19 protein-coding genes are annotated in these 22,981 nt (G+C 62.0%); 10 read left to right on the top strand and 9 right to left on the bottom strand.

Annotated elements, in window-relative coordinates; genetic code table 11:
• Window positions 1-44 precede the first annotated feature (44 nt).
• The 7 genes from ACFORG_RS11265 to ACFORG_RS11235 are packed head-to-tail and all read right to left on the bottom strand — an operon-like array spanning window position 45 to window position 8,360.
• Window positions 45-1,256, bottom strand: a complete 1,212-nt coding sequence (locus ACFORG_RS11265; RefSeq protein WP_386735549.1) for an ABC transporter substrate-binding protein — start codon at window positions 1,254-1,256, stop codon at window positions 45-47.
• A gap of 51 nt (window positions 1,257-1,307) precedes the next feature.
• A complete protein-coding gene (locus ACFORG_RS11260) occupies window positions 1,308-1,889 on the bottom strand; it encodes an amino acid synthesis family protein (RefSeq protein ID WP_386735548.1) in 582 nt (193 codons plus the stop codon).
• Entirely contained in the window at window positions 1,886-2,467 is a 582-nt protein-coding gene (locus ACFORG_RS11255) for an amino acid synthesis family protein (protein ID WP_386735547.1), read from the bottom strand. Before ACFORG_RS11255 ends, ACFORG_RS11260 begins: the two co-directional genes overlap by 4 nt.
• Window positions 2,460-3,308, bottom strand: a complete 849-nt coding sequence (locus tag ACFORG_RS11250) for a UPF0280 family protein (RefSeq protein WP_386735546.1) — start codon at window positions 3,306-3,308, stop codon at window positions 2,460-2,462. The genes ACFORG_RS11255 and ACFORG_RS11250 overlap by 8 nt, the downstream gene beginning before the upstream one ends.
• A gap of 10 nt (window positions 3,309-3,318) precedes the next feature.
• Window positions 3,319-4,797, bottom strand: a complete 1,479-nt coding sequence (locus tag ACFORG_RS11245; protein ID WP_386735545.1) for a 6-hydroxynicotinate reductase — start codon at window positions 4,795-4,797, stop codon at window positions 3,319-3,321.
• Window positions 4,790-7,534: a molybdopterin-dependent oxidoreductase gene (locus ACFORG_RS11240; RefSeq protein WP_386735544.1), complete on the bottom strand. Its 2,745-nt coding sequence runs from the start codon at window positions 7,532-7,534 to the stop codon at window positions 4,790-4,792. The genes ACFORG_RS11245 and ACFORG_RS11240 overlap by 8 nt, the downstream gene beginning before the upstream one ends.
• The gene (locus ACFORG_RS11235; RefSeq protein ID WP_386735543.1) at window positions 7,527-8,360 is read right to left on the bottom strand and encodes an FAD binding domain-containing protein; all 834 of its coding nucleotides are present in this window, start codon (window positions 8,358-8,360) and stop codon (window positions 7,527-7,529) included. The genes ACFORG_RS11240 and ACFORG_RS11235 overlap by 8 nt, the downstream gene beginning before the upstream one ends.
• A gap of 257 nt (window positions 8,361-8,617) precedes the next feature.
• Here ACFORG_RS11235 and ACFORG_RS11230 point away from each other — a divergent pair, with 257 nt between their 5' ends.
• The 8 genes from ACFORG_RS11230 to ACFORG_RS11195 all read left to right on the top strand — a co-directional run bounded on the left by ACFORG_RS11230 (window position 8,618) and on the right by ACFORG_RS11195 (window position 17,833).
• Window positions 8,618-9,268 carry a TetR/AcrR family transcriptional regulator gene (locus ACFORG_RS11230; protein WP_386735541.1) on the top strand — a complete coding sequence of 217 codons (651 nt, stop codon included), beginning with the start codon at window positions 8,618-8,620 and terminating at the stop codon, window positions 9,266-9,268.
• A 21-nt stretch (window positions 9,269-9,289) separates the two neighbouring features.
• Window positions 9,290-10,348: a C4-dicarboxylate TRAP transporter substrate-binding protein gene (locus ACFORG_RS11225; protein WP_386735540.1), complete on the top strand. Its 1,059-nt coding sequence runs from the start codon at window positions 9,290-9,292 to the stop codon at window positions 10,346-10,348.
• Window positions 10,349-10,423: 75 nt separating this feature from the next.
• The gene (locus tag ACFORG_RS11220) at window positions 10,424-10,984 is read left to right on the top strand and encodes a TRAP transporter small permease subunit (RefSeq protein WP_386735539.1); all 561 of its coding nucleotides are present in this window, start codon (window positions 10,424-10,426) and stop codon (window positions 10,982-10,984) included.
• Window positions 10,981-12,288: a TRAP transporter large permease gene (locus tag ACFORG_RS11215; protein WP_386735537.1), complete on the top strand. Its 1,308-nt coding sequence runs from the start codon at window positions 10,981-10,983 to the stop codon at window positions 12,286-12,288. The genes ACFORG_RS11220 and ACFORG_RS11215 overlap by 4 nt, the downstream gene beginning before the upstream one ends.
• Window positions 12,289-12,298: 10 nt before the next feature.
• Entirely contained in the window at window positions 12,299-13,075 is a 777-nt protein-coding gene (locus ACFORG_RS11210; protein WP_386735536.1) for a cyclase family protein, read from the top strand.
• A 4-nt stretch (window positions 13,076-13,079) separates the two neighbouring features.
• Window positions 13,080-14,006 carry a fumarylacetoacetate hydrolase family protein gene (locus tag ACFORG_RS11205; RefSeq protein WP_386735535.1) on the top strand — a complete coding sequence of 309 codons (927 nt, stop codon included), beginning with the start codon at window positions 13,080-13,082 and terminating at the stop codon, window positions 14,004-14,006.
• Between the two features lie 112 nt (window positions 14,007-14,118).
• The gene (locus tag ACFORG_RS11200; protein WP_386735534.1) at window positions 14,119-17,304 is read left to right on the top strand and encodes an acetyl-CoA carboxylase family protein; all 3,186 of its coding nucleotides are present in this window, start codon (window positions 14,119-14,121) and stop codon (window positions 17,302-17,304) included.
• Between the two features lie 10 nt (window positions 17,305-17,314).
• The gene (locus ACFORG_RS11195) at window positions 17,315-17,833 is read left to right on the top strand and encodes a thioesterase family protein (RefSeq protein WP_386735533.1); all 519 of its coding nucleotides are present in this window, start codon (window positions 17,315-17,317) and stop codon (window positions 17,831-17,833) included.
• A gap of 57 nt (window positions 17,834-17,890) precedes the next feature.
• Here ACFORG_RS11195 and ACFORG_RS11190 read toward each other — a convergent pair whose 3' ends face one another.
• Window positions 17,891-19,648 (bottom strand): hypothetical protein, encoded by a 1,758-nt coding sequence (locus ACFORG_RS11190; RefSeq protein WP_386735532.1) that lies wholly within the window; start codon window positions 19,646-19,648, stop codon window positions 17,891-17,893.
• Between the two features lie 354 nt (window positions 19,649-20,002).
• Between ACFORG_RS11190 and ACFORG_RS11185 the strand changes: the two genes are divergently transcribed.
• Both ACFORG_RS11185 and ACFORG_RS11180 read left to right on the top strand, forming a co-directional pair.
• Entirely contained in the window at window positions 20,003-21,037 is a 1,035-nt protein-coding gene (locus ACFORG_RS11185; RefSeq protein ID WP_386735531.1) for a hypothetical protein, read from the top strand.
• Entirely contained in the window at window positions 21,037-22,266 is a 1,230-nt protein-coding gene (locus tag ACFORG_RS11180) for a GNAT family N-acetyltransferase (protein ID WP_386735529.1), read from the top strand. The genes ACFORG_RS11185 and ACFORG_RS11180 overlap by 1 nt, the downstream gene beginning before the upstream one ends.
• A gap of 3 nt (window positions 22,267-22,269) precedes the next feature.
• Here the strand turns inward: ACFORG_RS11180 and ACFORG_RS11175 are convergent, their stop codons facing one another.
• Entirely contained in the window at window positions 22,270-22,578 is a 309-nt protein-coding gene (locus tag ACFORG_RS11175; RefSeq protein WP_386735528.1) for an EthD family reductase, read from the bottom strand.
• Between the last annotated feature and the right edge of the window lie 403 nt (window positions 22,579-22,981).

The following is a 22,981-nucleotide window of genomic DNA, read 5'->3' as shown; positions in this document are numbered from 1 at the left end:
ATTCAAACGGGCAGGGCGCGCATTGCGCCCTGCCTTTGTCGGCTTCACTCGGCAGGGCGCAACTTGGCTGCGTCTTCTTCGGAGGGGAGGTAATCCGCCCCGTCCGCATAAGCCCAGTTGACCATCGCCGGTGCGCCGTCCACCATGCCGGTTTTCCCGACATAGGCGCCCATGGTGGATTGATGATCGGCTGCTCTGAACATGAACGGCCCGGTAGGGCTGGACGCGACTTCGAGACCGTCCATAGCGGCGAGGAGCGCGGCCGTGTCGGTCGATCCGGCCTTTTCCAGAGCGGCCTTGATGGTCAGGACAGAGTTGTACCCGACGATCGACCCGGTCTTGGGCTTTTCGCCCCATTTGTCCATGTAGGCCTTTTCGAACGCGTCATGCTCCGGCGTGTCGATGGCCATCGACGGATAGCCCGTCACGATCCACCCCTCGGGGGCTTCGCCGCCCAGCGGGTCGAGGTACTCCGGCTCACCGGTCAGCAGAGAGACCACATCGCGATCCTCGAACAGGAAGCGCAAAGAACCCTCGCGGACGAACTTGGCGAGGTCCCCGCCAAACGTGACGTTGTAGATCGCGTCCGGCTTGGACTGTTCCAGAGCGCGCACGGTAGACCCGGCATCGATCTTGAAGACAGGCGGCCACTGTTCCTCGACGAATTCGACATCCGGTTTCAGCCGTTTCAGTTCGGACTTGAACGCTTTCACTGCATCCTGCCCATAGGCATAGTTGGGGGCGACCGTGGCCCATTTCACTGCGTCCAGCTTCGCGGCCTGTTCGGCCAGCATCGCGGCCTGCATGTGGGTCGAGGGGCGAAGGCGATAGGTGTACTTGTTCCCCTTGGACCACACGATCGCATCCGAAAGCGGCTCGGAGGCAAGGAACAGCACCTCTTTCTGCTTGGCGAAATCGGCAACGGCCAAGCCGATGTTGGACAGGAAAGTGCCGAAGATCATCACGGCACCCTCTTTCGACACCAGTTCTTCGGCGATGCGGATGGCAGTGGCCGGATCGCCCGTGTCATCACGGCTGACCACCTCGAGCTGTTTGCCCATCACGCCGCCCTCGGCGTTAATCTGCTCGATGGCAAGCTCCCAGCCCTTTTTGTAGGGCTCGAGGAAGGCGGGAAGGCGTGTGTAGCTGTTCACCTCGCCCAGAACGATGGTCTCCTGCGCGCTTGCGGTTATCGGATGCATTGCAAGCGGCAGCGCAGCGAGCGCACCCAGAACGGTCCGTCTGATTAGGGTCATGTATCGTCCTCCGGTTGGATATCATTTCGGCCGGTTGAACCCGGCGCTGGTCTATCTGAGCCCGTCTTTCCCTTCGGCTTGGTCAGCGGTCAGACCGCCGACGCGAGGCAGGGGCCGCCCGCTGTCGGTTACGGCGACGGCGACCATGATCTCGTTCGCGCGCGGCGCATCATTCAGTCGCACCTCGATCCCGTCGAAATGAGACCGGACATAGGCGGCGTCCTTATGCCCGAGCGGCACGTCGAGCACTTGGCCGGGGCTGCCCATCTTCTTTGACGAGGGGACTAGGGCGGCACCCTTTTCAACCTCTTTCCGCAGAGGTGCGCCAAGTTTCGGATGCAGGATTGCAGCGGCATGTTCCAGCTCGCCATTCTCGCCCACCATAGCCGACTTGCCATAGCTTTCGGCCTGCGACGCGCTGATTCCCAACGCCTCGACGCATCGACGACCCAGAAGCGCGCCGAGTTCCGCGCCGGTTTCCATCAGGGGCGACAGATCGTCGACATACTTCCCGGCAAAGGGGTTCTCGATCACCGCAACGGCGACAGCCTTGCGCGTTGGCGGCGCGATGTCGCGTCCGGCTTCGATGTGGGTTTCTTCCACGTTCACTGCGATCTTGCGGATCTTGGTCATCTCAGCCCGTCCTCTCCCTTGATTTCCCAGGCTTCCAGCCCGCCGGACCGCGAATGCACACGCGGGCCGGTTGTCATCACCAGTGCCAGCGCCATCTCGTCGGCACGGGGCGCGTCATTGCAGCCAACTTCCATCGCGTCGAAATGACTACGCACGTAGGACGCGTTGATATGCGTGATCGGCACGTCCAACCGCGCCCCCACACCGCCCACCTTTTTGGTCGAGGGCACGATGGCATTGGCCGTACCCAGAAGTTGGCGCATGGCGTAGCCGCCCGGCGCGTGCCAAAGCGCGCCATGCTCCAGCTCGCCGGCCTCGCCGATGATTGCACCTTTGCCGTACCCTTGGACCTGATCCGGGCCGCCCAGCATCTCCAGAAGATCCTGCGCCATTTGCAGGCCCAGAGGCTTCAGATCCTCCATGAACGGTTGAATCTCCGCCTCGTAGCGCCCGGCGAAGGGGTTTGCGATAATGGCAAGGATCGCGGCACGGCGAAGTGGAACCTCGGCGACTGGTCCGCCCTCGTGAAAAATCTCTTCGAGCGAAGAGACTGTCTTGCGCAGATTGACGTCAGGCATTTTCCATATCTCCGGGTAAGGGGACGAGGTGAGACATCCCCGCATGGCAGGTTTCCCCGCGCAGGAACAGGCAGGCCGACATGATCAAACCCTGCCGGATCATGTTTTGCGCCACGATCCGACCGTTTTGCAGTGCATCGTGGATTTCGGGCAACGAAAGATGTTCGCAACCATTTGTGATCAAATGATTTTTTAGATCGCTATCGGGATCTCTTTCGTGCGCGGGCACCCTGTGAATCGCCGGGTGATCCGGCAAATCAACCGCATTGGCGATCAACGTGGCAGCGACATCCGCGCTTGCCGCGTCCTTGGCCAGAACGGTGACTGCATCCGCGATCCCCATCGACAAGCTGCGCCCCCCGCTCCCCGAGGTGGCGATCCCGCCTATGCCGTCACTGGCGCGGACCGTAAGCTGCCCGTTGCTGCGGCCATCCAATCCTGCAATCGCGGTAACGAAACTGTGCCCGGGAGCGAGGTAGAGAGCGATGTCTCCGCCGTTGTTGACGTATGCTCGCGAGACTGCCGCGCAATCCGTCATGGCTGCAAGAACCTCGTCGGCCACCGCACCTGCAACCGCCGCCATCGGTGTGACGAAGGTGCGGCAGTGCGGCAGCACCGCGCGCGTCATCCGTTGGGCAACTGTTCCGTTCGGGCCACGGCGGTCTGACTGCAGTGCGCGGCGCAGAAATGGCAGTTCTGAAACAAGCTCCTGCAGCACTGTCGCGAACCGGGACCGGGCCGCGGCAAAGGCTTCGTCGCGCGCGCCATCAGCGCCGATGATCAGGTCGATGGGGCCATGTTGCAGGTGCAAACGGGTTCCGCAGGGAAGTATGGCCGCCATCGCCTCCATGTCATTTGGCCCAGCGGTAGTTCGCGTGATCCATCGGGTCCGGTTGCCGCTCTTCGGGCGGGACCTTTCGCGCGTTGTCGCCGACCACGCGATCCACGGGACGGATTTCATCGATATGGCCACCCAAGGTGTCGTAATCGCTAACCCGCATAGTGAACTCGATGGGTGCCACAAGGGCCGGCGTCGGAACATAGCCAAAGCTTTGCGTCGGCATGTCGAGCACGTCGACCATCACGGTGATCCCGCCCCCGGGCCAGACATAGGCCTCGGCACCGCCGCAGGACACGTAGGTAAGCGACTCCTTCACGGATTTCGTCAGGCGAACCGGATTCTCGGTCACGCCCGCACGCAGGCTACCGCCCGCACCGCCCATGAAAAGCACCGAACAGACGGAGGGTTCGCAGTTCTCGGCGATCAGGTCGGCGCTTGCCTTCAACGCGTCTGGTATCGCGGCAGGTTTCGGGCGCAAATCCTCGTCCAGTTCGAAATAGGCATATTGCTCGCCGGTCGTGGACACCATGAGCAGGCGCAGGCCTGGCCAAGCGATTTCGGCCTTCCAGTCGCCAAGGATCACCAAGGGATCGGTGATATCCGTCCCACCCCAGCCAGTGCCGGGTTCTGCAACCTGAAAGTACCGGCCCGGTGTCGATCGGCGGCCCTTGATGCGGATGCCGGTGGGCGGCACATCCAGCATCTTGCCCGCCTGATGCTCGGACAGGACGCCGGTGATGTGGTCGTCGACAACCACGACCTCGTCTGCATGGCCCAGCCACTGCTTGGCGAACATCCCTATCGCGGCCGAACCGCAGCCCACACGCATCAGCTTCTCTGTCTGACCGTTGATGATCGGCGGGTGGCCGGCCTGCACCGCCAGCGTGGTCTCGTGGCCCGGCTCACCGATCACCATCTCGACCGCATCCCGGTTGCAGAGTTTCAGAAGGGTATCGCAGGTCACGCGCCCTTCCTTCTTGGACCCGCCTGTCAGGTGCTCGACGCCGCCGAGCGACAGCATCTTGGACCCGTACTCGCTTGTCATCACGTGGCCGACGGGTTCGCCATCCACGCGGACCACGTCGCGTTCGTGGCCGATGTGACGGTCGGTGTCGATCTTCACCTTGACGCCGCAATAAGAGAATATCCCTTCGGTCACCACGGTGACCATGTCGACGCCCTTGACCTGCTGGCTGACGATGAAGGGGGCGGGCTTGTAATCGGGATAGGTGGTGCCAGCGCCGACGGCCGTCACGAATGTACGGTTGCCCAGAACCAGATCACCATCCCATTCATCGGGCGTGGCATCCTTCATGAAGGAAACGAGTTTCTGATCACCATGCTCGATCACCGTCAGCGCATCCAGCCGGACCAGCTCTCCGCCATGGTTGGCGTAGCGGTCGCACGCGCCCGAGCGTCCTTCGGCGATGTAGCACAGCACAGGGCAGGCATCGCAGCGGATCTTTTCTGGCTTGTCCCGATCAGCCATGACCTTGCTCCAGAATGGCCGCGCGCAAGCGCGACGGCGTGACTGGCAGTTCGCGCATCCTCACTCCGCAGGCGTTGCGAATCGCGTTCAGGATCGCGGGCGCGGTCGGAATCAGCGCATGTTCGCCCAGCCCCTTGGCACCATAGGGTCCGTGCCCATCCGGCTCTTCGATGATCAGCGTCTCGATGGGCGGCACATCCCCGATTGTTGGGATCAGATAGTCGTGGAGGTTTTCGGTCCGACCCGGAATGTACTCTTCCATCAATGCCATGCCGAGGCCTTGTGCCACGCCGCCATGCACCTGCCCTTCGACCAGTTCGGGGTTGATTGCGTGGCCGACGTCATGCGCCGCGAGGACGCGAACGGGACGCGCGGTGCCCATTCTCGTGTCGACTTCGACCACAATCAGATGCGCGGCGTAACCGAACTGCGCATAGGGAACACCCTGTCCATTCTCGTCGAGGGGTTTGGTCGGCGGGTCATAGGTTTCCTCGGATCGGAGCACGTAACCCTCTGCGTCGGGGTCCAGTGCGCCAAGGTCAATAATGTGCGTCCGCCCGCCATCCTCGATCCGCATTGCCCCATGCTCCAGAAGGATCACGGCCTCGGTTCCGGCATTGGCACGCGCAAGGATCTGCGCCCTCATCGCCTCGCCTGAAAGGCGGGCGGCGTTGCCCGAGACATAGGTCTGACGCGAGGCCGATGTCTTGCCGCCGTCGGGGGTGACATCGGTATCGGCTCCGACCAGTTCGATCATCTCGACCGGGATGCCGAGTGCGGTTGCATAGATCTGTGCAATCACGGTGTTGGCGCCCTGACCGATATCCATCGCTCCCTGATGCAGCCTTAACCGCCCGTCGGGGGTGATCCCGGCCTTGATCGTGGAGGGGTTGGGAAGCGAGGTGTTGCCGCAGCCGTACCATCCGGCCCCAAGTCCAACGCCGCGCTTCACGGTTTCCGAAGACGCGTTGAACGTTTCGACCTCGGCCTTGGCGGTGGTCCAACCGTCCCGCAGAGCCTCGAGGCATTTGGTGATGCCCACGCCCTTGTCGAACACCTGGCCGCATACCGTGGGTTCTCCGCTCTGCAGCGCGTTGCTCAACCGGAACTCCAGCGCGTCCATCCCCAACTCTTCGGCGAGTTCGTCGAACAGGCATTCCTGCGCGATGGCGGCTTGTGGTACGCCGAACCCCCGGAAAGCGCCCGAGGGTGGGTTGTGGGTATAGACGCCGGTTGCCACGCACCGATAGTCCGGCACCCGGTAAGGCCCCGACGCATGAACAGGCACACGGTTGGCGACTGTCGGTCCCCAGCTTGCATAGGCGCCGGTATTGAATTCGCCATCGAAGACAAGGCCCGAGAGCCGCCCGTCACGCATCGCACCGATCCTGACGCGCATCTCGGCCGGGTGGCGTTTGGTGGTGGCCTGCATCGACTCGGTCCGCGTGTAGGTCAGGCGCACGGGCTTGCCCGTTTTCAAAGCACCAAGCGCCAGGTAGGGCTGCACGCTCAGGTCCAGCTTGGCGCCGAACCCTCCTCCCACCGCGGATGGCACGATCCGGACCTTGTCGCGGGGCAGGGCGAGGATGTCCATCAGCCCTTCCTGGTCCATGACCGGAGCTTGCGTGCACGCGTGAATTTCGACCTTGTCGCCATCCATGCGGGCATAGCCTGCCTCCGGCTCGATATAGGCGTGTTCGACGAAACGGGTGCGAAACGCGGCTTCGACGACCATGTCGGCCCGGTCCAGCGCCGCCTCGGCATCCCCGTGGACAACGCGACCGGCACACATCACGTTGCCCGTTCTGTCGGCGTGCAGCAGGGGCGCACCGTCTGCCATCGCGGCCTCGACATCCTGCACGGCGGGGCGTTCCTCCCACGTGACCGGAAAACCAGCCAGGTCGAAATCGGCGATAGCCTCCGGCGTACCGATCACCGCTGCCACAGGATCGCCGCGGAACCTTGTTTCGGTCGTCGCGAAAACGGGCTGGTCGATGAAGCCGGGGATGGTGCCGAACAGGTTGCGCCCGGGCACATCCTTGGCGGTCAGGATGGCCTCGATACCGGGAGTATCCTCCAGAAACCGGTCGAGATCGCCAAAGGCGAAGCCAGACCGAGCGAATGGAGACCGGATCAGTAACAGCTCAAGCGTTCCCGCGGGGGCGATATCGTCGCCAAAGCGTTCGGTTCCGGTGATCTTGGCAAGCCCGTCCAGCCGCGGAACCGAGGCACCGGTATGCCCGTCGGCAGGGCCGGTAGCAGGAGCGGGCGCGCCAGTCACGGCATCCAGGATCTTGCGGTAGCCCGTGCAGCGGCACAGAACGCCGCCGAGAGCATCCATCGCCTGCTGTTCGTCCGGTTCCGGATCCACGCGCAGCAAGGCGGTGGCCGTTACCATCATGCCCGGTGTACAGATCCCGCATTGTGCAGCGCCATGCGCGCGAAACCGCTCGGCCAGGTCTTGGCTGACCGGATCGGTCTGTATCAGCCCCGACAGGGTTTGGACTTCGCGCCCGGCGGCTTGTTGGGCGGGCATCAGGCACGCGCAGACCGGCGCTCCATCGACAAGCACGGTGCAGGCCCCGCAGTCGCCCGCATTGCAGCCGATTTTAACGTCACGGGCGCCAAGCCGTTCGCGCAGCGCCTCGGACAGCCGTTCTCCGGCGCGGGGGCTGATGCTCACAGGCGAGCCGTTCAGCGCAAAATCCGTGGTGTGGTTGGAAATGGATTTATCCATGTTTCCCTCCGGCCGCGCGCAGAGCTTCGGCAATCTGTTCGGAAACCGCATCCGCACGATAGGCGGCACTGCCCCGGACGTCGTCGATGGGGGCGAGCGGGGACAATAGCGCGCTGTCGATACTTGGCGCAGACGGGTCCTGACCGATGAGAGATGCCTCAAGCGCCGGCAGGCGACATGCCACGGGCGAACAGGCACCGACCGCCACTCTTGCCTCGGCGATGAACCCTCGCTGGTCGAGCGTCAGCAAAGCGGCCGTCATCGTGATCGAGATCACGAGGTAACGTCGCGCGCCCAGCTTTGCAAAGCCGCTGGTGGCACCGTTCGGCGGTTCGGGAACATGTATTGCGGTCACCATTTCGCCGGGCTGCAGGGCGGTGCGCCGTGGGCCGGTAATGAAATCCGACAGCGCAAGCATGCGCAAACCTTGCGATGACCCCAGCTCTACCTGCGCATCGAGCGTCAGCAGCGGCGGTACACCGTCTGCGGCCGGGGAGGCATTGCACAGGTTCCCGGCGACCGTTCCCGCATTCTGGATCTGGATGCTGCCGACCTCGCGCGCGGCCGCCTTCAAGCCATTGAAGGCCGGGGGCAGGTCGGCATGGATGACATCGCTCCACCGCGTTGCAGCGCCGATCCTCCAGCCTGCATCGCCCCGGGTTACTCCCTGCAATTCGGCAATGCGCGTGACATCCAGAAGATCACAAGCCAATGCACCGCGCCGACGAGATGGATAATAGTCGGTTCCGCCCGCGACGATATGCACGGGGCCACGTGCAAGGTGGCCAAAGGCCTCCTCCAGTCCGGTGGGCACGATATAGTCCAAAGCTGCGATCCCTGTTGAAGATCGATTGTTGTTTGTGTGCAAATGGTATTTGCCGAATCGGAAATTTGTCAACGTTCGAGTGTTGGCTTGCGCGATGTCCGCTTTACCGGTCGGCCGCCGCTCATTCGCATTCAAGCGCAGACTGCTGCGAAACCGCCTCAGGTGAATAGGCATGCGTGGGGCGTCAAATGGCTTGACACGACTCGGGGAACCGAAAATCCTGACTGAGCGATCAGTCAGGAGTCTGGGAGGAACTCTTGCCCGAGACGGCTCAAACCCCTGCGGCGCGCAGCGCGCGCCGTTTCGACGCCATCCTTGACGCGGCTGAACAGGTGTTCGCGGCTTCGGGCTTCGAAGGTTCTGCCCTTCGTGAAATCGCCGAGCGTGCCGAGGTGGCACAGGGGCTCATCCACTACCACTTCAAGTCGAAAGAGGGCTTGTTCGAGGCTGTCGTCGCTCGGCGGTCCGACCAGATCAACGGCGCACGCGCACGGCGACTGAAGGAGCTGCGCGGCTCGGCGGCACCTCGGCTGGAAGCGATCGTGGATGCATTGTTCCGTCCTACCATCGAGGCCGGGTTGGATCAGGCCCGAGACGGCGGCGCTTATGCGCGGATCCTCGTGAGTTTCGCCAATTCCGCCGACCCGCGCGATCAGGCGCTGGCCGAAACGTATTACGACCCCATCGCACGGGAATACATCTCCGCTTTGATGGAGGCCGAGCCGGGACTGACGCGGCCCAACGCCGTCTGGGCCTACATGTTCGCGATCGGGGTCGGCATGACGATGATGGCCAAGACCGGCCGCGCCCACCGCCTGTCCGACGGGCTGTGCGACGACGGTGATGCCGACCAGATGCTCGACCACATAATACCCTTCATCTGCGCGGGTATCCGCGCGCTGACCTAGCGTTCATCCGGGGAGGAAACCATGAACCATATCACGAGATTGACCGCGGCTGCGGTCATGCTGGCAAGCGGCGGTGCTGCAATGGCCGAAGAAATGACCGTTACGATCGTTGCGGGCCATCCGCCGGTCTTCCGCTGGGTCAAACATGCCAGCCAGACGTTCATCCCGGCGGTCAACGAGGCGCTCGAGGGGACCGACCATTCCATCACCTGGTCCGAACAATATGGCGGGTCGCTGGCCAAGGTCGGCGAAGAGCTTGAGGCGGTTGAGGAAGGGCTGGCCGAGATCGGGCTGGTATCGTCGCTGTTCGACCCGGCGAAGCTGGCCGTTCAGAACGTTACCTATTTCACCCCGTTCGTGATTTCGGATTCCACCGTTGTCAGCGAGTGGATGGATGAATTGCAGGCTACGGATGAGGTCATGCGCGCCTCGTGGGAAGCAAACGGCCTCGAATACCTCGGCGGGGCCATCGGTATCGACGATTACCTTTTGATGACAACCTTTCCCGTTGAGGACATCGCCGATCTCGACGGCCGAAAGATCGCTGCGCCAGGACCCGCGGTGAACTGGCTGGAGGGGACCGGCGCTGTGGGCGTGTCCGGCAACCTCACCACCTATTACAACGAGATCAAGACCGGCGTGTATGACGGGGTGATCGTCTTCGCCTCTGCCGCTTTGCCGGGCAAGCTGCACGAGGTCGCACCCTATATCACCAAGGTGGGTTTCGGCGCGCAGTATGCCGGCGGTCTCGCTGCCAACAAGGACTGGTTCGATGGGTTGGATCCCGTGGTTCAGCAGGCTCTGAGAGATGCCGCAGAGGCGGACCGCGTGGCCTATCACGCCGATCTCGATGCTTCGGTGTCGACCTTTCTGTCGATGATGGAGGAGCAAGGCGCGACGATTTCCGAGGTCGACGAAGCCTTCCGCAAGGAGTGGGCCGACGGGATGGACAACGTCGCCAAGCTCTGGGCCGAGCGGCTGGATGCCGAGGGCCTCAAAGGCACCGAGGTTCTCAAGACCTACATGGACACGATGCGGGCCGCCGGCGCGACGCCAGTTCGCAACTGGGATCAGGAGTGACGCAGTTGGCACAGGGGGCAGCGGCCGGTTTCGGCCGGCCCCGCTTGCATATCGAGGGCGAAGGGAGCCGGATGCATGGCTGACGCGATGAGCGAGGGTGAGGCCGGCGGCTTGCCCGCGTGGTTCCTGACGCTGCGGCGCCTCGTGGACGCCGTGACCGGAGCGCTCAACGTTGCCGGAACCGTCTTGATCCTTGCCTTGATGGTCTTGATCAATGTCGATGTTATTGGCCGCGCGTTCTTTGGCGCGCCTGTCTCCGGCGTGCCCGAGATCGTTTCCATGTCCATCGTCGCCATCGTATTCCTTCAGATTGCACAGACCTTCAGAAAGGGCCGCCTGACGCGGGCAGACGCCATGCTGGGCGCCATCGAGGCCCGTGCGCCCCGTCTGCGCCAGGGGATCGAGCTTGTCTTCGCCCTCGCCGCCAGCGCCCTGGTCTGGCAACTCTACACCGCATCCCTGCCGCTCTTCGTGAAAGCGTGGCAGCGTAACACGTTCGAAGGTACGGTTGGCGACTTCACCGCGCCGGTATGGCCCGTCAAGCTGGTTATCCAGATCGGATGCGCGGCCTTGCTTGTCCAGCTTCTCCTTTTTGCTCTTGCGGCGTTGATCCGGCTTGTCGGGAGGCGCGGATGAGCCCGTTCGAGATAGGTCTCGTGTCCTTTGGCGCGATGGTGGCGATGGTCTACCTTGGCTTCTGGGTGCCTTTTGCGTTGATGCTGTCCTCTTATGTCGGGGTCTGGGCGATCAAGGGCTCGCCGTTGCTGGCGGGCAAGTTGCTTGCGCTGGCGGCGTCGGAAACCATTTCCAGTTATTTCTTCGGCGTGGTGCCTCTGTTCGTGCTGATGGGCTACATCGTGTCGGTGACCGGCATGGGCCGCGATGCGTTCGACGTCGCGAACCACCTGTTCCGCAAGCTTTCGGGTGGCTTGGGGATCGGAACGGTTGGTGCAAATGCCATATTTGCGGCCATTACCGGCATCTCCATTGCTTCGGCGGCCGTTTTCACCCGCATCGCCGTTCCCGAGATGATGCGCCACGGCTATTCGGCGCGCTTTTCGGTCGGGGTGGTCGCGGGCTCTTCGGTACTGGGTATGCTGATCCCGCCGAGCCTGCTGCTGATCCTCTACGGGCTATTGACCGAGCAATCGGTGGGCGATCTGTTCATCGCAGGGGTCATTCCCGGCCTGTTGTTGGCCACGCTGTTTGGCGTCGGCATCTGGCTTACCGCGCGCCTGCGGCCGCAGGCGCTGGGCGAGATGTCGGATGCAGCGACGCGATCCCCCCTGACGCAACAGGAACTGGTGGCCAAGAGCCTCCCGTTGCTGACCCTGATCGGAGCCGTTCTGGGCGGCATCTACGGTGGCTATTTCACCCCGATCGAGGCCGGGGCGGTCGGTTGCCTCGGCGCGATCGTGATCGGCCTTGCCCGCCGTTCGCTGGGTTGGCGCGATTTCTGGCAGGTCCTGAACGATACCGGTCTGGTCACGGCTGCGATCTGCTTTCTCATCATCGCCGCGCAGATGTATTCGCGCATGCTGGCCCTGTCGGGAGTACCCGCTGGGTTCGGCGAATTCGTGGCAAGCGCCGAGATCGGATACTGGGGCGTCATTCTGGCCTATGTCGCACTGGTGATCGTGATGGGGACGATCCTCGATTCCTCGTCGATCATGCTGATCCTCGTTCCGCTGATGCTGCCGGTTTTGTCGGTGATGCAGGTTGACCTCATCTGGTTCGGCATCGTCACCATCATCGCTGTCGAGATCGGGCTGCTCACGCCACCGTTCGGAATTTCCGTCTTTGTCATCAAATCCGCTTTGGATGATCCGGCTATTTCCTTGGGCGATATCTTTCGCGGTGCCGCGCCGTTTGCCCTGATGATGCTGGTGCTTCTGGCGTTGGTGCTGGCCTTTCCATCCCTTGCTACCGCCCTGATCTGAGGAGACCCAAATGTCGCGCCGCTTCGTTGATCTGTCCGTACCGCTTGAAACCGGTATCGTTTCGGACCCTCCCATCATGTTGCCGGAAATCGAGTACATGACACACGAGCAAACCGCCGAGCAGGTCATGGCGTTCTTTCCCGGACTCAAGAAAGAGGATCTTCCGGGAGGAGAGGGCTGGGCCGTCGAAAGGCTCAGCATCGCCACCCATAACGGCACGCATCTCGACGCGCCCTACCACCACCATTCGACAATGAACAATGGCGAGCGGGCGATTACCATCGACGAAGTCCCCCTCGATTGGTGTTTCAATCCGGGCGTGAAACTCGATTTCCGCCATTTCGACGATGGCTATGTCGTGTCTGCCGCGGATGTCGAAGCGGAATTGAACCGTATCGGACACGAGATCCAGCCGCTGGATATCGTTGTCGTCAACACCTCCGCCGGGGATCATTACGGGAAACCCGACTATCTTATGAAGGGGTGCGGGATGGGGCGCGAGGCCACGCTTTACTTGCTCGAGCGTGGCGTGCGCGTCACCGGCACCGACGCCTGGAGCTGGGATGCGCCTTTTGCCCTGACGGCGCAGCAATATGCCAAGGACCATGACCCGTCCATCATCTGGGAAGGGCATCGCGCCTCGATGGAGATCGGGTATTGCCATATGGAGAAGCTGTCGCAGCTTGAAGCGCTTCCGCCTACCGGTTTCACGATTTCCTGTTTCCCCTACAAGATCAAAGGCGCCTCGGCCGGATTTACCCGTGCCGTGGCCATATTCGAGGAGTGACGCCATGCGCCTGGGAACCGTAGCTTTCGAGGGTCGCGAGCTGGTCGTTGCCGCGCTGGATGACAACCGCCTGCTCGACCTTCACCTCGCCGCCGAAGTGAACGGGGCGGACTGTGCCATGTTCGTCGACATGATGTCAGTGATCTATGGGGGCGACGAGGCGCTTTCGCTGGCGCGTTTTCTTGTCGATGCGGCCGAAGATCGCTGCATCCTGCTGAGCGAAGAGGTCACCTTCTGCCCGCCGCTTCTGCCGGTTCAGTACCGCGATTGCCTGGTCTTCGAAGAGCACCTGAAAAACAGCTTTGCACAGGCTGAGAAGATGACAGGCCGCCCGTTCGACATTCCCAAGGTCTGGTATCGCCAACCCATCTACTACAAGGGAAACCGTCTGAGCTTCATCGGTCACGGGCAGGATGTGATCTGGCCCGACTACGCGGAGTTCCTGGATATCGAGCTGGAGCTTGCCATCGTGATCGGAAAGAAAGGCAAGAACATCCGCCCCGAGGAGGCCGCCGATCACATTTTCGGCTACACGATCCTGAACGACGTGTCCGCGCGCGACGCCCAGATGGCTGAAATGCCCGGACAACTCGGCCCAGCCAAGGGTAAGGATTTCGATACCGGCAACATCCTTGGTCCCTTTATCCTGACATCTGACGAGGTCTCTCACCCCGTCGCGCTGGACATGGAGGCGAGGGTGAACGGCGAACGTTGGGGCGGTGGCAATTCCCGATCCATGCAGCACGACTTTGGTGCCATCCTTGCGCATATCTCAGCCTCCGAGACGCTCTATCCGGGTGAGGTGATCGGCTCGGGCACCGTGGGAACGGGCTGCGGGCTTGAGATCGGCAAGCGATTGGCGCCCGGGGACAGGTTCGAGCTGCAGATCGAACGGATCGGAACGCTTGCAAACCGTATCGTCAAGGAATGAGGACCCAACCATCCTTCGGGGGCAAGCGTACCGCGATCTGACCCTGCGTCGAGCAGGCGCGTAGGGCTGGATCGCGAACGCGCTTGCGACTTTGATTGGCTTGGGAGGGCTCATGTTCCAAAATCTCTTGATCGCCAATCGCGGCGAGGTCGCGATCCGTGTTGCCCGCAGCGCCGCAGCGCTAGGTATCAGGACGGTCGCGGTTCACACCCGCGACGACGCCAACTGTCTGCATGTCCGGTCCGCCGATCGTGCCGTTTTGCTACCGGGGCAGGGGCCTAGGGGATACCTGGATGGTGCTGCCATCATTGACGCGGCCCGTGCCGAGGGATGCGATGCGATCCATCCGGGTTACGGGTTTCTCAGCGAGGATGCCGACTTTGCCAAGGCCTGTGCCGAGGCCGGGCTTGCCTTGGTCGGACCCGGTGCCGACCTTCTTCAGGCGCTGGGCGACAAGCTCTCGGCGCGCGCATTGGCCGAGCGTGCCGGTGTTCCGGTTCTGCGTGCAACCGGCGCCTTGACGGATCTTGACGGGCCCGATGTTTTCATGGACGCGATACAAGGCCCAATCATGCTCAAATCCGCCAGTGGCGGAGGCGGACGTGGCATGCGGCGCGTACAGGACCGCTCGGAACTGCCCCGGGCCTTCGCCGCATGCAGCGCCGAGGCCGACGCGCTGGGCGGCGGAGCGCTCTTTGCCGAAGAACTGTTCGAAGCGGCACGTCATGTCGAGGTGCAACTCCTAGGCGATGGCATCGACGTCACGCATTTGTGGGAGCGTGATTGTTCACTCCAGCGGCGCAATCAAAAACTGCTGGAATTCGCACCCGCGCCTGGTCTCGACGCGGATAAGCGCGCCAACATCATCGAGGCGGCCCTCGCGCTCGGGCGCACTTGCTCGCTTAGGGGGCTAGCGACGGCCGAATTCCTCGTTTCCAAGGATCGGATCGCCTTCATCGAGGTCAACCCGCGCCTGCAGGTCGAACATACCGTAACAGAGGAAATCACCGGTTTCGACCTTGTCGAGCTTCAACTGCGCCTCGCAGCCGGAGAGCGGCTGTCGCAGATCGACCCCTCTCTCATCGACCCACCCGTGCCGCGCGGCATCGCGGTTCAGGCCCGTGTCAACGCCGAACGGGTGACTCGCCAGTCGATCACGCCGGCCAGCGGCACGATATCCGGGTTCCAATGCCCGGCGGGCCGCGGCGTTCGGATCGAAACGCATGGCTATGCGGGTTACGAGTTGCATCCCGGGTTCGACCCGCTGCTCGCCAAAATCATCCTTCATGAGCCTCGGGCCGATCCGGCGCGTCTGCTGGTTCGGCTTGGCCAATCCCTCGCGGAAACCAGTATCGACGGGATTACGACGAACCTGCCGCTTCTGCTTGCCCTGGCGCGGCATCCCGCGCTTGGCGCATGGGATGTGACTACCGGCCTGATAGATGCCGTGTTGCCCGATCTCGAACTGCCAGACGAAGGACGCTCTGCCACTCACGACGGCGAGACACGCGGCCGCGTCACCTCGCCCATGCAAGGCCAACTCAAGGCCGTGCTGGTGTCCGTGGATGAGGTTTTCCACGCGGGGCAGGAACTAGCCCTCGTCGAGGCGATGAAGATGGAGCATGTCGTGACCGCCGAACAGGCCGGTCGTGTGATCGGCCTGACCGCTGCGGTCGGAGAGTTGGTTGCCGAGGGTGGAACGCTCCTGACATACGAACCGGAGGAGACAGGCGAGGGGGCCGAAACGGAAGACACCCGGCCGGATCCTGAAACAATCCGTGCCGACCTCGCGGCGTTGCAAGACCGGCTGTCACAAACGCTCGACGCTGCGCGCCCCGCAGCTATCGAGCGGCGCAAGAAACGCGGACAAAGAACCACGCGCGAGCTTATCGAAGTGCTGTGCGAGGGCGGAGACTTCCACGAATACGGCCAACTGGTCCTTGCCGCGCAGCGTCGCAAGCTGGGGGTGGAGCGGCTGGTCCGTGAAACACCCGCCGACGGTATTATTACCGGGATCGGCAGCGTCAACCGGCCCGTGTTCGGAGAGGAACGCGCACAGACGGCGATCCTCGCCTATGATGCTACGGTCATGGCGGGCACACAGGGCATGAAGGGTCACAAAAAAACCGACAGGCTTCTGGAAAAAGCTCATGACCTTGGTTTGCCCACGATTTTTCTGACCGAGGGTGGCGGCGGTCGTCCTAATGATGATGACCTGTCCGGGCTCGTGCATTGCGCGCTCGATATCGAGACATTCGCGACCTTTGCCGGGTTGCGGGGGCGAGGGCCCAAGATCACGGTGAATTCGGGTTTCTGCTTTGCCGGAAACGCGGCCCTGTTCGGCGCTGGTGATCTGCGCATTGCCGCGCGCGACAGCTGGATCGGTCTTGGCGGCCCCGCGATGATCGAAGCGGGCGGTCTTGGCACTTTTGACCCGCGCGAGATCGGCCCGGCGACCATGCAGGCGGAACAAGGGCTGGTCGATATCCTGTGTGACAGCGATCAGGAGGCGGTCAAAACGGCGCGCAGGGCCTTGTCCTATTTCCAGGGGGTGGCCGAGGCCTGGTCGGCCGCGAACCCGCGCCACCTTCGTCATGTGGTGCCTGAAAACCGGCAGCGATCCTATCCGATGCGCGATGCGATCAAGGCGCTTTTTGACACTGCCTCCTTCCTCGAAACCGGTGCGGCACATGCGCCGGGTATTGTCACCGGTTTTGCGCGCGTCGAGGGGCATCCGGTGGCCGTGATGGCCAACAATCCACATCATCTTGGCGGCGCGCTCGATGCCCAGGCCTCGGCTAAGGGCGCTCGTTTCATGCGCCTCGCGGATCGCTTCGGTCTGCCGCTCGTTTCTCTCTGCGACACACCGGGGTTCATGGTCGGGCCGGACAGCGAGCGTCAGGGCGGGGTTGCCGCCGCCTGCGATTTCCTCTCGGCTGGAGCCGTGTTCAGGCCGCCGATCCTGTTCTTCTGCCTGCGCAAAGGATACGGCATCGGCGCACAGGCGATGGCCGGCGGCAGCTTCGCCCGTCCGACCTTTACGCTGTCGTGGCCGACGGGCGAGTTCGGCGCCATGGGGCTCGAAGGCGGAGTGCAGCTGGGCTACAAAAAGGAGCTGGAGGCTGAACCCGACGCCGATGCCCGGCAGGCGCTCTATGATCGCCTCGTGGCCGAGGCCTACGCCCAGGGCGGCGCGCTGAACGTCGCTTCGCTGGGAGAGATCGATGCAGTGATCGATCCGGCGGACACGCGCAGCTGGATCATGCGCGGTATCCGGGTTCACCGCGCCAAATCATGATGGAGAAAACATGACCGACAAGCCAACCGGGGGACATGACGGACCTTATGAAGCGCCGATCAAGGTAACAGGATTCACCGTGCTGCCAGAATGGATCGACTATAACGGGCATATGAATGTGGGGTTCTACGGTGTGGCCTTTGACCGGGCGCTGGACGTGGTGATGGACGACCATCTGGGTATCGGCGCGGCCTTTGTCGCAGAGGCGGAGCAAGGGCCGTATGTCCTGCAATCGCACATGCAGTTCCTGCGCGAAGTCAAAGAGGGCGAACCGTTCTATTTCCTTTACCGGCTTCTCGATCGCGACGCCAAGCGGGGTCACTACTTTGGCGAGATGTTTTCGGGCGTGGATGATGCGCTCTGTGCCACGCAGGAAGCGCTTTTCATGAATGTCAGCCACGAGACCGGGCGTTCGGCCGCCTACCCGGATTGGGCACAGGAAAGGATGGCCCGGATGGTTGCCGACCACGCTGGCTTGCCAAAACCCCAACAGATTGGACAAAACATCGGCATTCGCCGAAAGGCCTGACATGATCAAGGGCCGGCGCTGGCCGGCCCTTGATTGGTTTGCGTTTCGTCAAGTCGATCAGAAACAATCGTCCAGATCGTCGTCTTTCGGGTCGTCGATCTTGGGGTCGTCCTTGGGATCGTCGTCGTCACAAGGCTTGGTCATCAGCGCAAGGATGTCCTTGAATTTCGGCAAGCCATCTGTGCCGCCCGATCCCTTGGTTCCGCCCGTCTCTCCATCAGATTTTGGATCTCCATCGTAAGTGGGCAGGCCGAAAATCTTGGCAAGGTCCATGGCGCCCTTTGTGCCGCCCCAGCCTTTTGTGCCGTCAGAGCCGTTCGTGCCGTCTGACCCGTAGCCTTTGGGATCGTCTTTCGGATCATCCCAACCCTTGGTGCCGCCCGAGCCCTTGCTTCCGCCGGACCCGTAGCCTTTGGGATCGTCCTTCAGGTCATCCCAACCCTTGGTGCCGCCCGAGCCCTTGCTTCCGCCGGACCCGTAGCCTTTGGGATCGTCCTTCAGGTCATCCCAACCCTTGGTGCCACCCGAGCCTTTGCTTCCGCCGGACCCGTAGCCTTTGGGATCGTCTTTCGGATCATCCCAACCTTTGGTGCCACCCGAGCCTTTGCTTCCGCCCGAGCCATAGCCTTTGGGATCATCCTTTGGGTCGTCCTTCGGATCGGACTTCAGATCGTCGTCATCCTCTCCACCCTTCTGGTCGTCGAAACACCCGCCGAGAACCTTGTCGTACCAATCGGCGAAGGCATCGCCCTCTACGCCGCCATTGTGGTAGGTGTCCGATCCGCTGGCAGAGGCATTGACTGCATCGGCTGGTGTCAGCAATTGTGCGTCAGGCCCGTCGGTGTTTACCGCAACGCTGATGGTATCCAGGTCAATATCGGACAGGGAAAGCGGGCCGTCATCCGACCAGATGGTGAAGCCCACGTCGTGAACGAACCCCTCGGTCGAGTCCGGAACCGTACCGAACTGGTAAGCCACATCGAAATTACTATCGGTCGTAAAACCGTTCGCAAGCGCATTGACGTTGTTGGCATCCGCCTGGTGATTGGTCACATTCCCGGCATTCACGTCGGGGAAGAAGTTAAGTTTGGACACTTCTGCGTCGTCGGTCATGTTGAAAAAGAAACCGTCGATGTCTCCGACCGGCTTGTCCCATGTCTCGGGCGCCAACCGAAAGAACAACTCTCCGCTTTCCAGGGCAGAAACCTCGACCTGAACCTGCAAGTCCGATCCCACGAGGAAAGTCACCGTGGTCTTGTCAGGAGTGGTTCCGTCGTCCTTTGGGTCGTCTTTCGGATCCTGCTTGGGATCGTCACATTTGCCGTCGTCCCAACCCTTGGTGCCGCCGGATCCCTTGGTTCCGCCCGAGCCCTTTGTGCCCTTGCCGTCGTCCCAACCCTTGGTGCCGCCGGATCCCTTGGTTCCGCCCGAGCCCTTTGTGCCCTTGCCGTCGTCCCAGCCCTTGGTACCACCGGATCCCTTGGTTCCGCCCGAGCCCTTTGTGCCCTTGCCGTCGTCCCAACCCTTGGTGCCGCCGGATCCCTTGGTTCCGCCCGAGCCCTTTGTGCCCTTGCCGTCGTCCCAGCCCTTGGTACCACCGGATCCCTTGGTCCCGCCCGAGCCCTTTGTGCCCTTGCCGTCGTCCCAACCCTTGGTGCCGCCGGATCCCTTGGTTCCGCCCGAGCCCTTTGTTCCTTGGCCGTCATCGTCGTCATCTTGGGACTGGTGATACCAGCTCTGCTTACCATGGGCCCAGCTGTTCGACTGACCGCCCCAATCCCGTCCTCCGAACCAGCTCCAGTTTCCGTATCTCATGATCTTTCCCCCTCTCGCTTGTTGCGGATCGTTTCTCCATGCCCCTTGGTGCAGATCGTCCGGTCACCTCGACAGAGGCAGCGGCTGCAATCGGGAAAGCGTAGGAACGTTAAGGAAACCCGGCAAATTCGTGGCGCATTTGAGGCGGATTCAATGGAGTTAACCCCGCAAACGGGAAACAATGGCCGCCCAAATCAGTGGATTGGCTGCCGAAATTGGCCCCTCGGCGCGGAAATTCGCCGAGTGCTCGGAGCGAATCGAGACTTTGTGCTAATCGCTGACGACACACCATATCTATGGGACATGGTCCGCTGAACGGGCGGCCTTAACCGCAGCAAGACAAGAGGACTGGGCGTGGCCAAGGAAACGGTTTCAGATCGCAAGACACGCATCATCGCCGCTGCCGAGGCCCATTTCGGGGCCACGGTCGATCACGTGTCGGCGCCGGGCGGAGAGGGGCGTTCCAGTTTTCGCCTGCACTTCCATGACCGCGACGTGATCGCGACCTTGCGGCCCAATTTTCGTCGAACTCATCTTGAGGCTTACGTCCTCGAAAAACTTTCGGCCGAATGTGACGATGTACCTGAACCACTAGGGGTGGCGGGCGATATCCTGTTTCAATCCGATGTCGGCTCCAGGCGCCTGAACGAAGAGATCGTGGCGCATGGAGGGGCAGGCCGAATGCATCTTGCCGCCGAGGCTGTTTCGGCAATCTTCCGGATACATTCGGCCGCCCGACAGACGGAACTCAACAAGGTCATGCCCCATCTCGGGGCAAATCCGGATTGGGTGCTGAACCTGGTCGCAAGCGTTTCGGTGCTTGAACCGTTCGGCGGGCCAATCCCTGCGCGGTTCGACCGGAACGCAGCGGCCGAAGCACTGCGCGTACCGTGCAGGCAATTCGTCAAGTGGGACTGCCGCTCCGGCAACGCCGCGCTTGGTCGGGACGGAACGCTTCGCTGGTTCGATTTCGAATATTCCGGTCTGCGACACGGGGCAGAGGATTTCGCTTGGCTCATCGGCGATGAATCCTGGCCGATCGCGCCCGAAGACATGGTCGACATCATGATCGACAGTTTCGATTCCGGTTGCGGCTACGATATTGCCGACTATCTGGACTACCTCGCGCTCTACACGACCTTTCACGCCGTTCAGCGCCTCAAGCTGATCGAACGCGAGGCCCGGCGTCGCGGATGGCTTACGCGGGAACGGGTGCGGAAGTATGACGATGCCGGTGTGCATCCGGAATTCGCCGCTCAGATCTGCAGGGTGGGGCGCTACTTCTCGGCGCAATCGCGCCTGACCGCGCCGCTTACCCGCGGATTCGACAGGGCGATGACCGCCTTTCTCGAGATCATGCGCGAAGACGACGCGCGGGAGAGCGCGTGATGGACGGCGCGCCGCTTCTGACTCCGCCCGACGCAGACCTGGGCATCCGGGTTGCGCGGATCGACCGGTTCGACGCGTTTCAGCGTTTGCGCGACGATTGGCAGGCGCTCGAGGCCCGCGATCCCGAAGGCACTGTCTTTCTGTCCTGGGACTGGCTGGCGCAGGGGTTTCGCGAAAATCCAGGCCAATGGATGGTTATCGCGATCTTCGCTGCCGACCGGTTGATCGCCACTTTTCCATTGCGAACCAAAGTACGGTGGAGCAAGTCGCGCGCCGAATTCCAGACCGAGCTGGCGGCCGGGGGGCTGTTCCTTTGGAGTGAGTATACCGGTTTCCTGTGCGACCCGGATTGGGAAGACGTCGCGATGACAGTCTTCGCCGAGGCGCTTCAGGATCTGCCGTGGCATGACCTGACCCTGCGTTACGAGGCGTCGGCGCGCCGGGCCGATCTGTTCCTGCGCGCGTTTCCCGAGGACACGTTTCGGACAGGGTTTCGTGACTATCACATCAACAAGGGGCAGACGAACAACCTGCTTTGCCCGTATGTCGATCTGCCAGATGACTACGAAACCTGGCTTGGCGAGGGACCCGGCAAAAACACCCGCCAGAAGATTCGTCGCTTTACACGGCGCTACCTCGACAGCGGAACGTTGCGGGTGGAGCAATCTAAAGGCGCCATGCTGAAATCCGATCTTGCGGCGACCCTCAAGCTGTGGATGCGCAAATGGGCCCCGGTCAAAGGGCCCGAGACCGCGAAACGCGTTGCCGGCAACTACATGAAGATCCTCGCCGCAGCCGATCGGCAAGGTCTGCTCTACCTGCCTGTTCTACGTGACGGCGGCCGCGTCATCGGCGGTCTGGGGCACATTCTCGACCCGCTCCACAAACGTGTCCACTTCATCCTTGCCGGGCGGGATGAAACCGTTTCAGGAAATCATGTCGGCCTGCTCCTGCATTCCCAGTCGATCCGCTGGTCGATAGCGCAGGGCTACAATGTCTATGATTTCTGCCACGGCAACGAGCCCTACAAATACAGTTTCGGGTCAGTCGACCGCGAGGTGCGCTACTTCTCGGTCAGGCGGCGTTCCGGTGCTCGCCACTCCATGCTGGATCCGCTGAATAACGCCCAGGCCCTTGCCCGTGTGCTGGGCTTTATCGAAAACGGCCGACGGCAGGAGGCTGCACTGGGGTGCCGCCAAGTGCTTGGTCAGTTGCAGGCCGAACTGTAGGGTTCAGCCGATCACTTCACCGATAAGGATCTGAGGGCGTGTATCGGTGAAATTCGGAATATCCGCCATTACCGGTCCCGCCTTGGCCATTGCGGCATCCATCGCGGCCTTGTCGGCAAAAACCATGGTCGCAATCGCATAGGTTGCGGGCGGTTGGTCCGGACCTCCAGCCAGCCCCTTGGTCACCAGAACCTTGTCTATGTGCGCGCCCATATGCTCACCCACCAGCGGCATATGCGTATTGGCGTAATAGGCATGATCGAAGCGGGTACCGTCTTCGATCGGATAGATTACCTGTAGGGACAGGGCCATGACATCACCTCTTCAGCTCGTTGCGGCCATCTGACGGCACTTCTTTCAGCAAGTCAAAAGAACATTTCTGGCAAGGCGAGGGGTGAGCGGACAAAGCTTGTCGCTCGTATTCTGCAGGGCATACGTATTCAAAGGTGTGATTTCGTCAAAACAGGCCCTGTCGCGCAACCCTGAGGAGAGGTTACGTTTCGTAACCCAATGTTTTCGCCATTTTTTTGCCGCAATTGCTGCGATTTTCGTGTAAGTCTCATGTTGGACGTCGCGAGGTGATTCCACGTGGGAGCGTTGGGAGAACCAGAAACAATGCTGCCTGGCAAGGGGTGATTGTTGAGGACGATTTTCTAAGAATACCCGCCAAATAGGGCGTTCCGAAATGGAAACAGTCTGTTCACGCGGTATTCCT

Origin of the sequence: Lutimaribacter marinistellae (genome assembly GCF_042648365.1) — a bacterium.
Classification (GTDB): domain Bacteria; phylum Pseudomonadota; class Alphaproteobacteria; order Rhodobacterales; family Rhodobacteraceae; genus Lutimaribacter_A; species Lutimaribacter_A marinistellae.
This window is presented reverse-complemented; position numbering and strand designations above follow the sequence as displayed.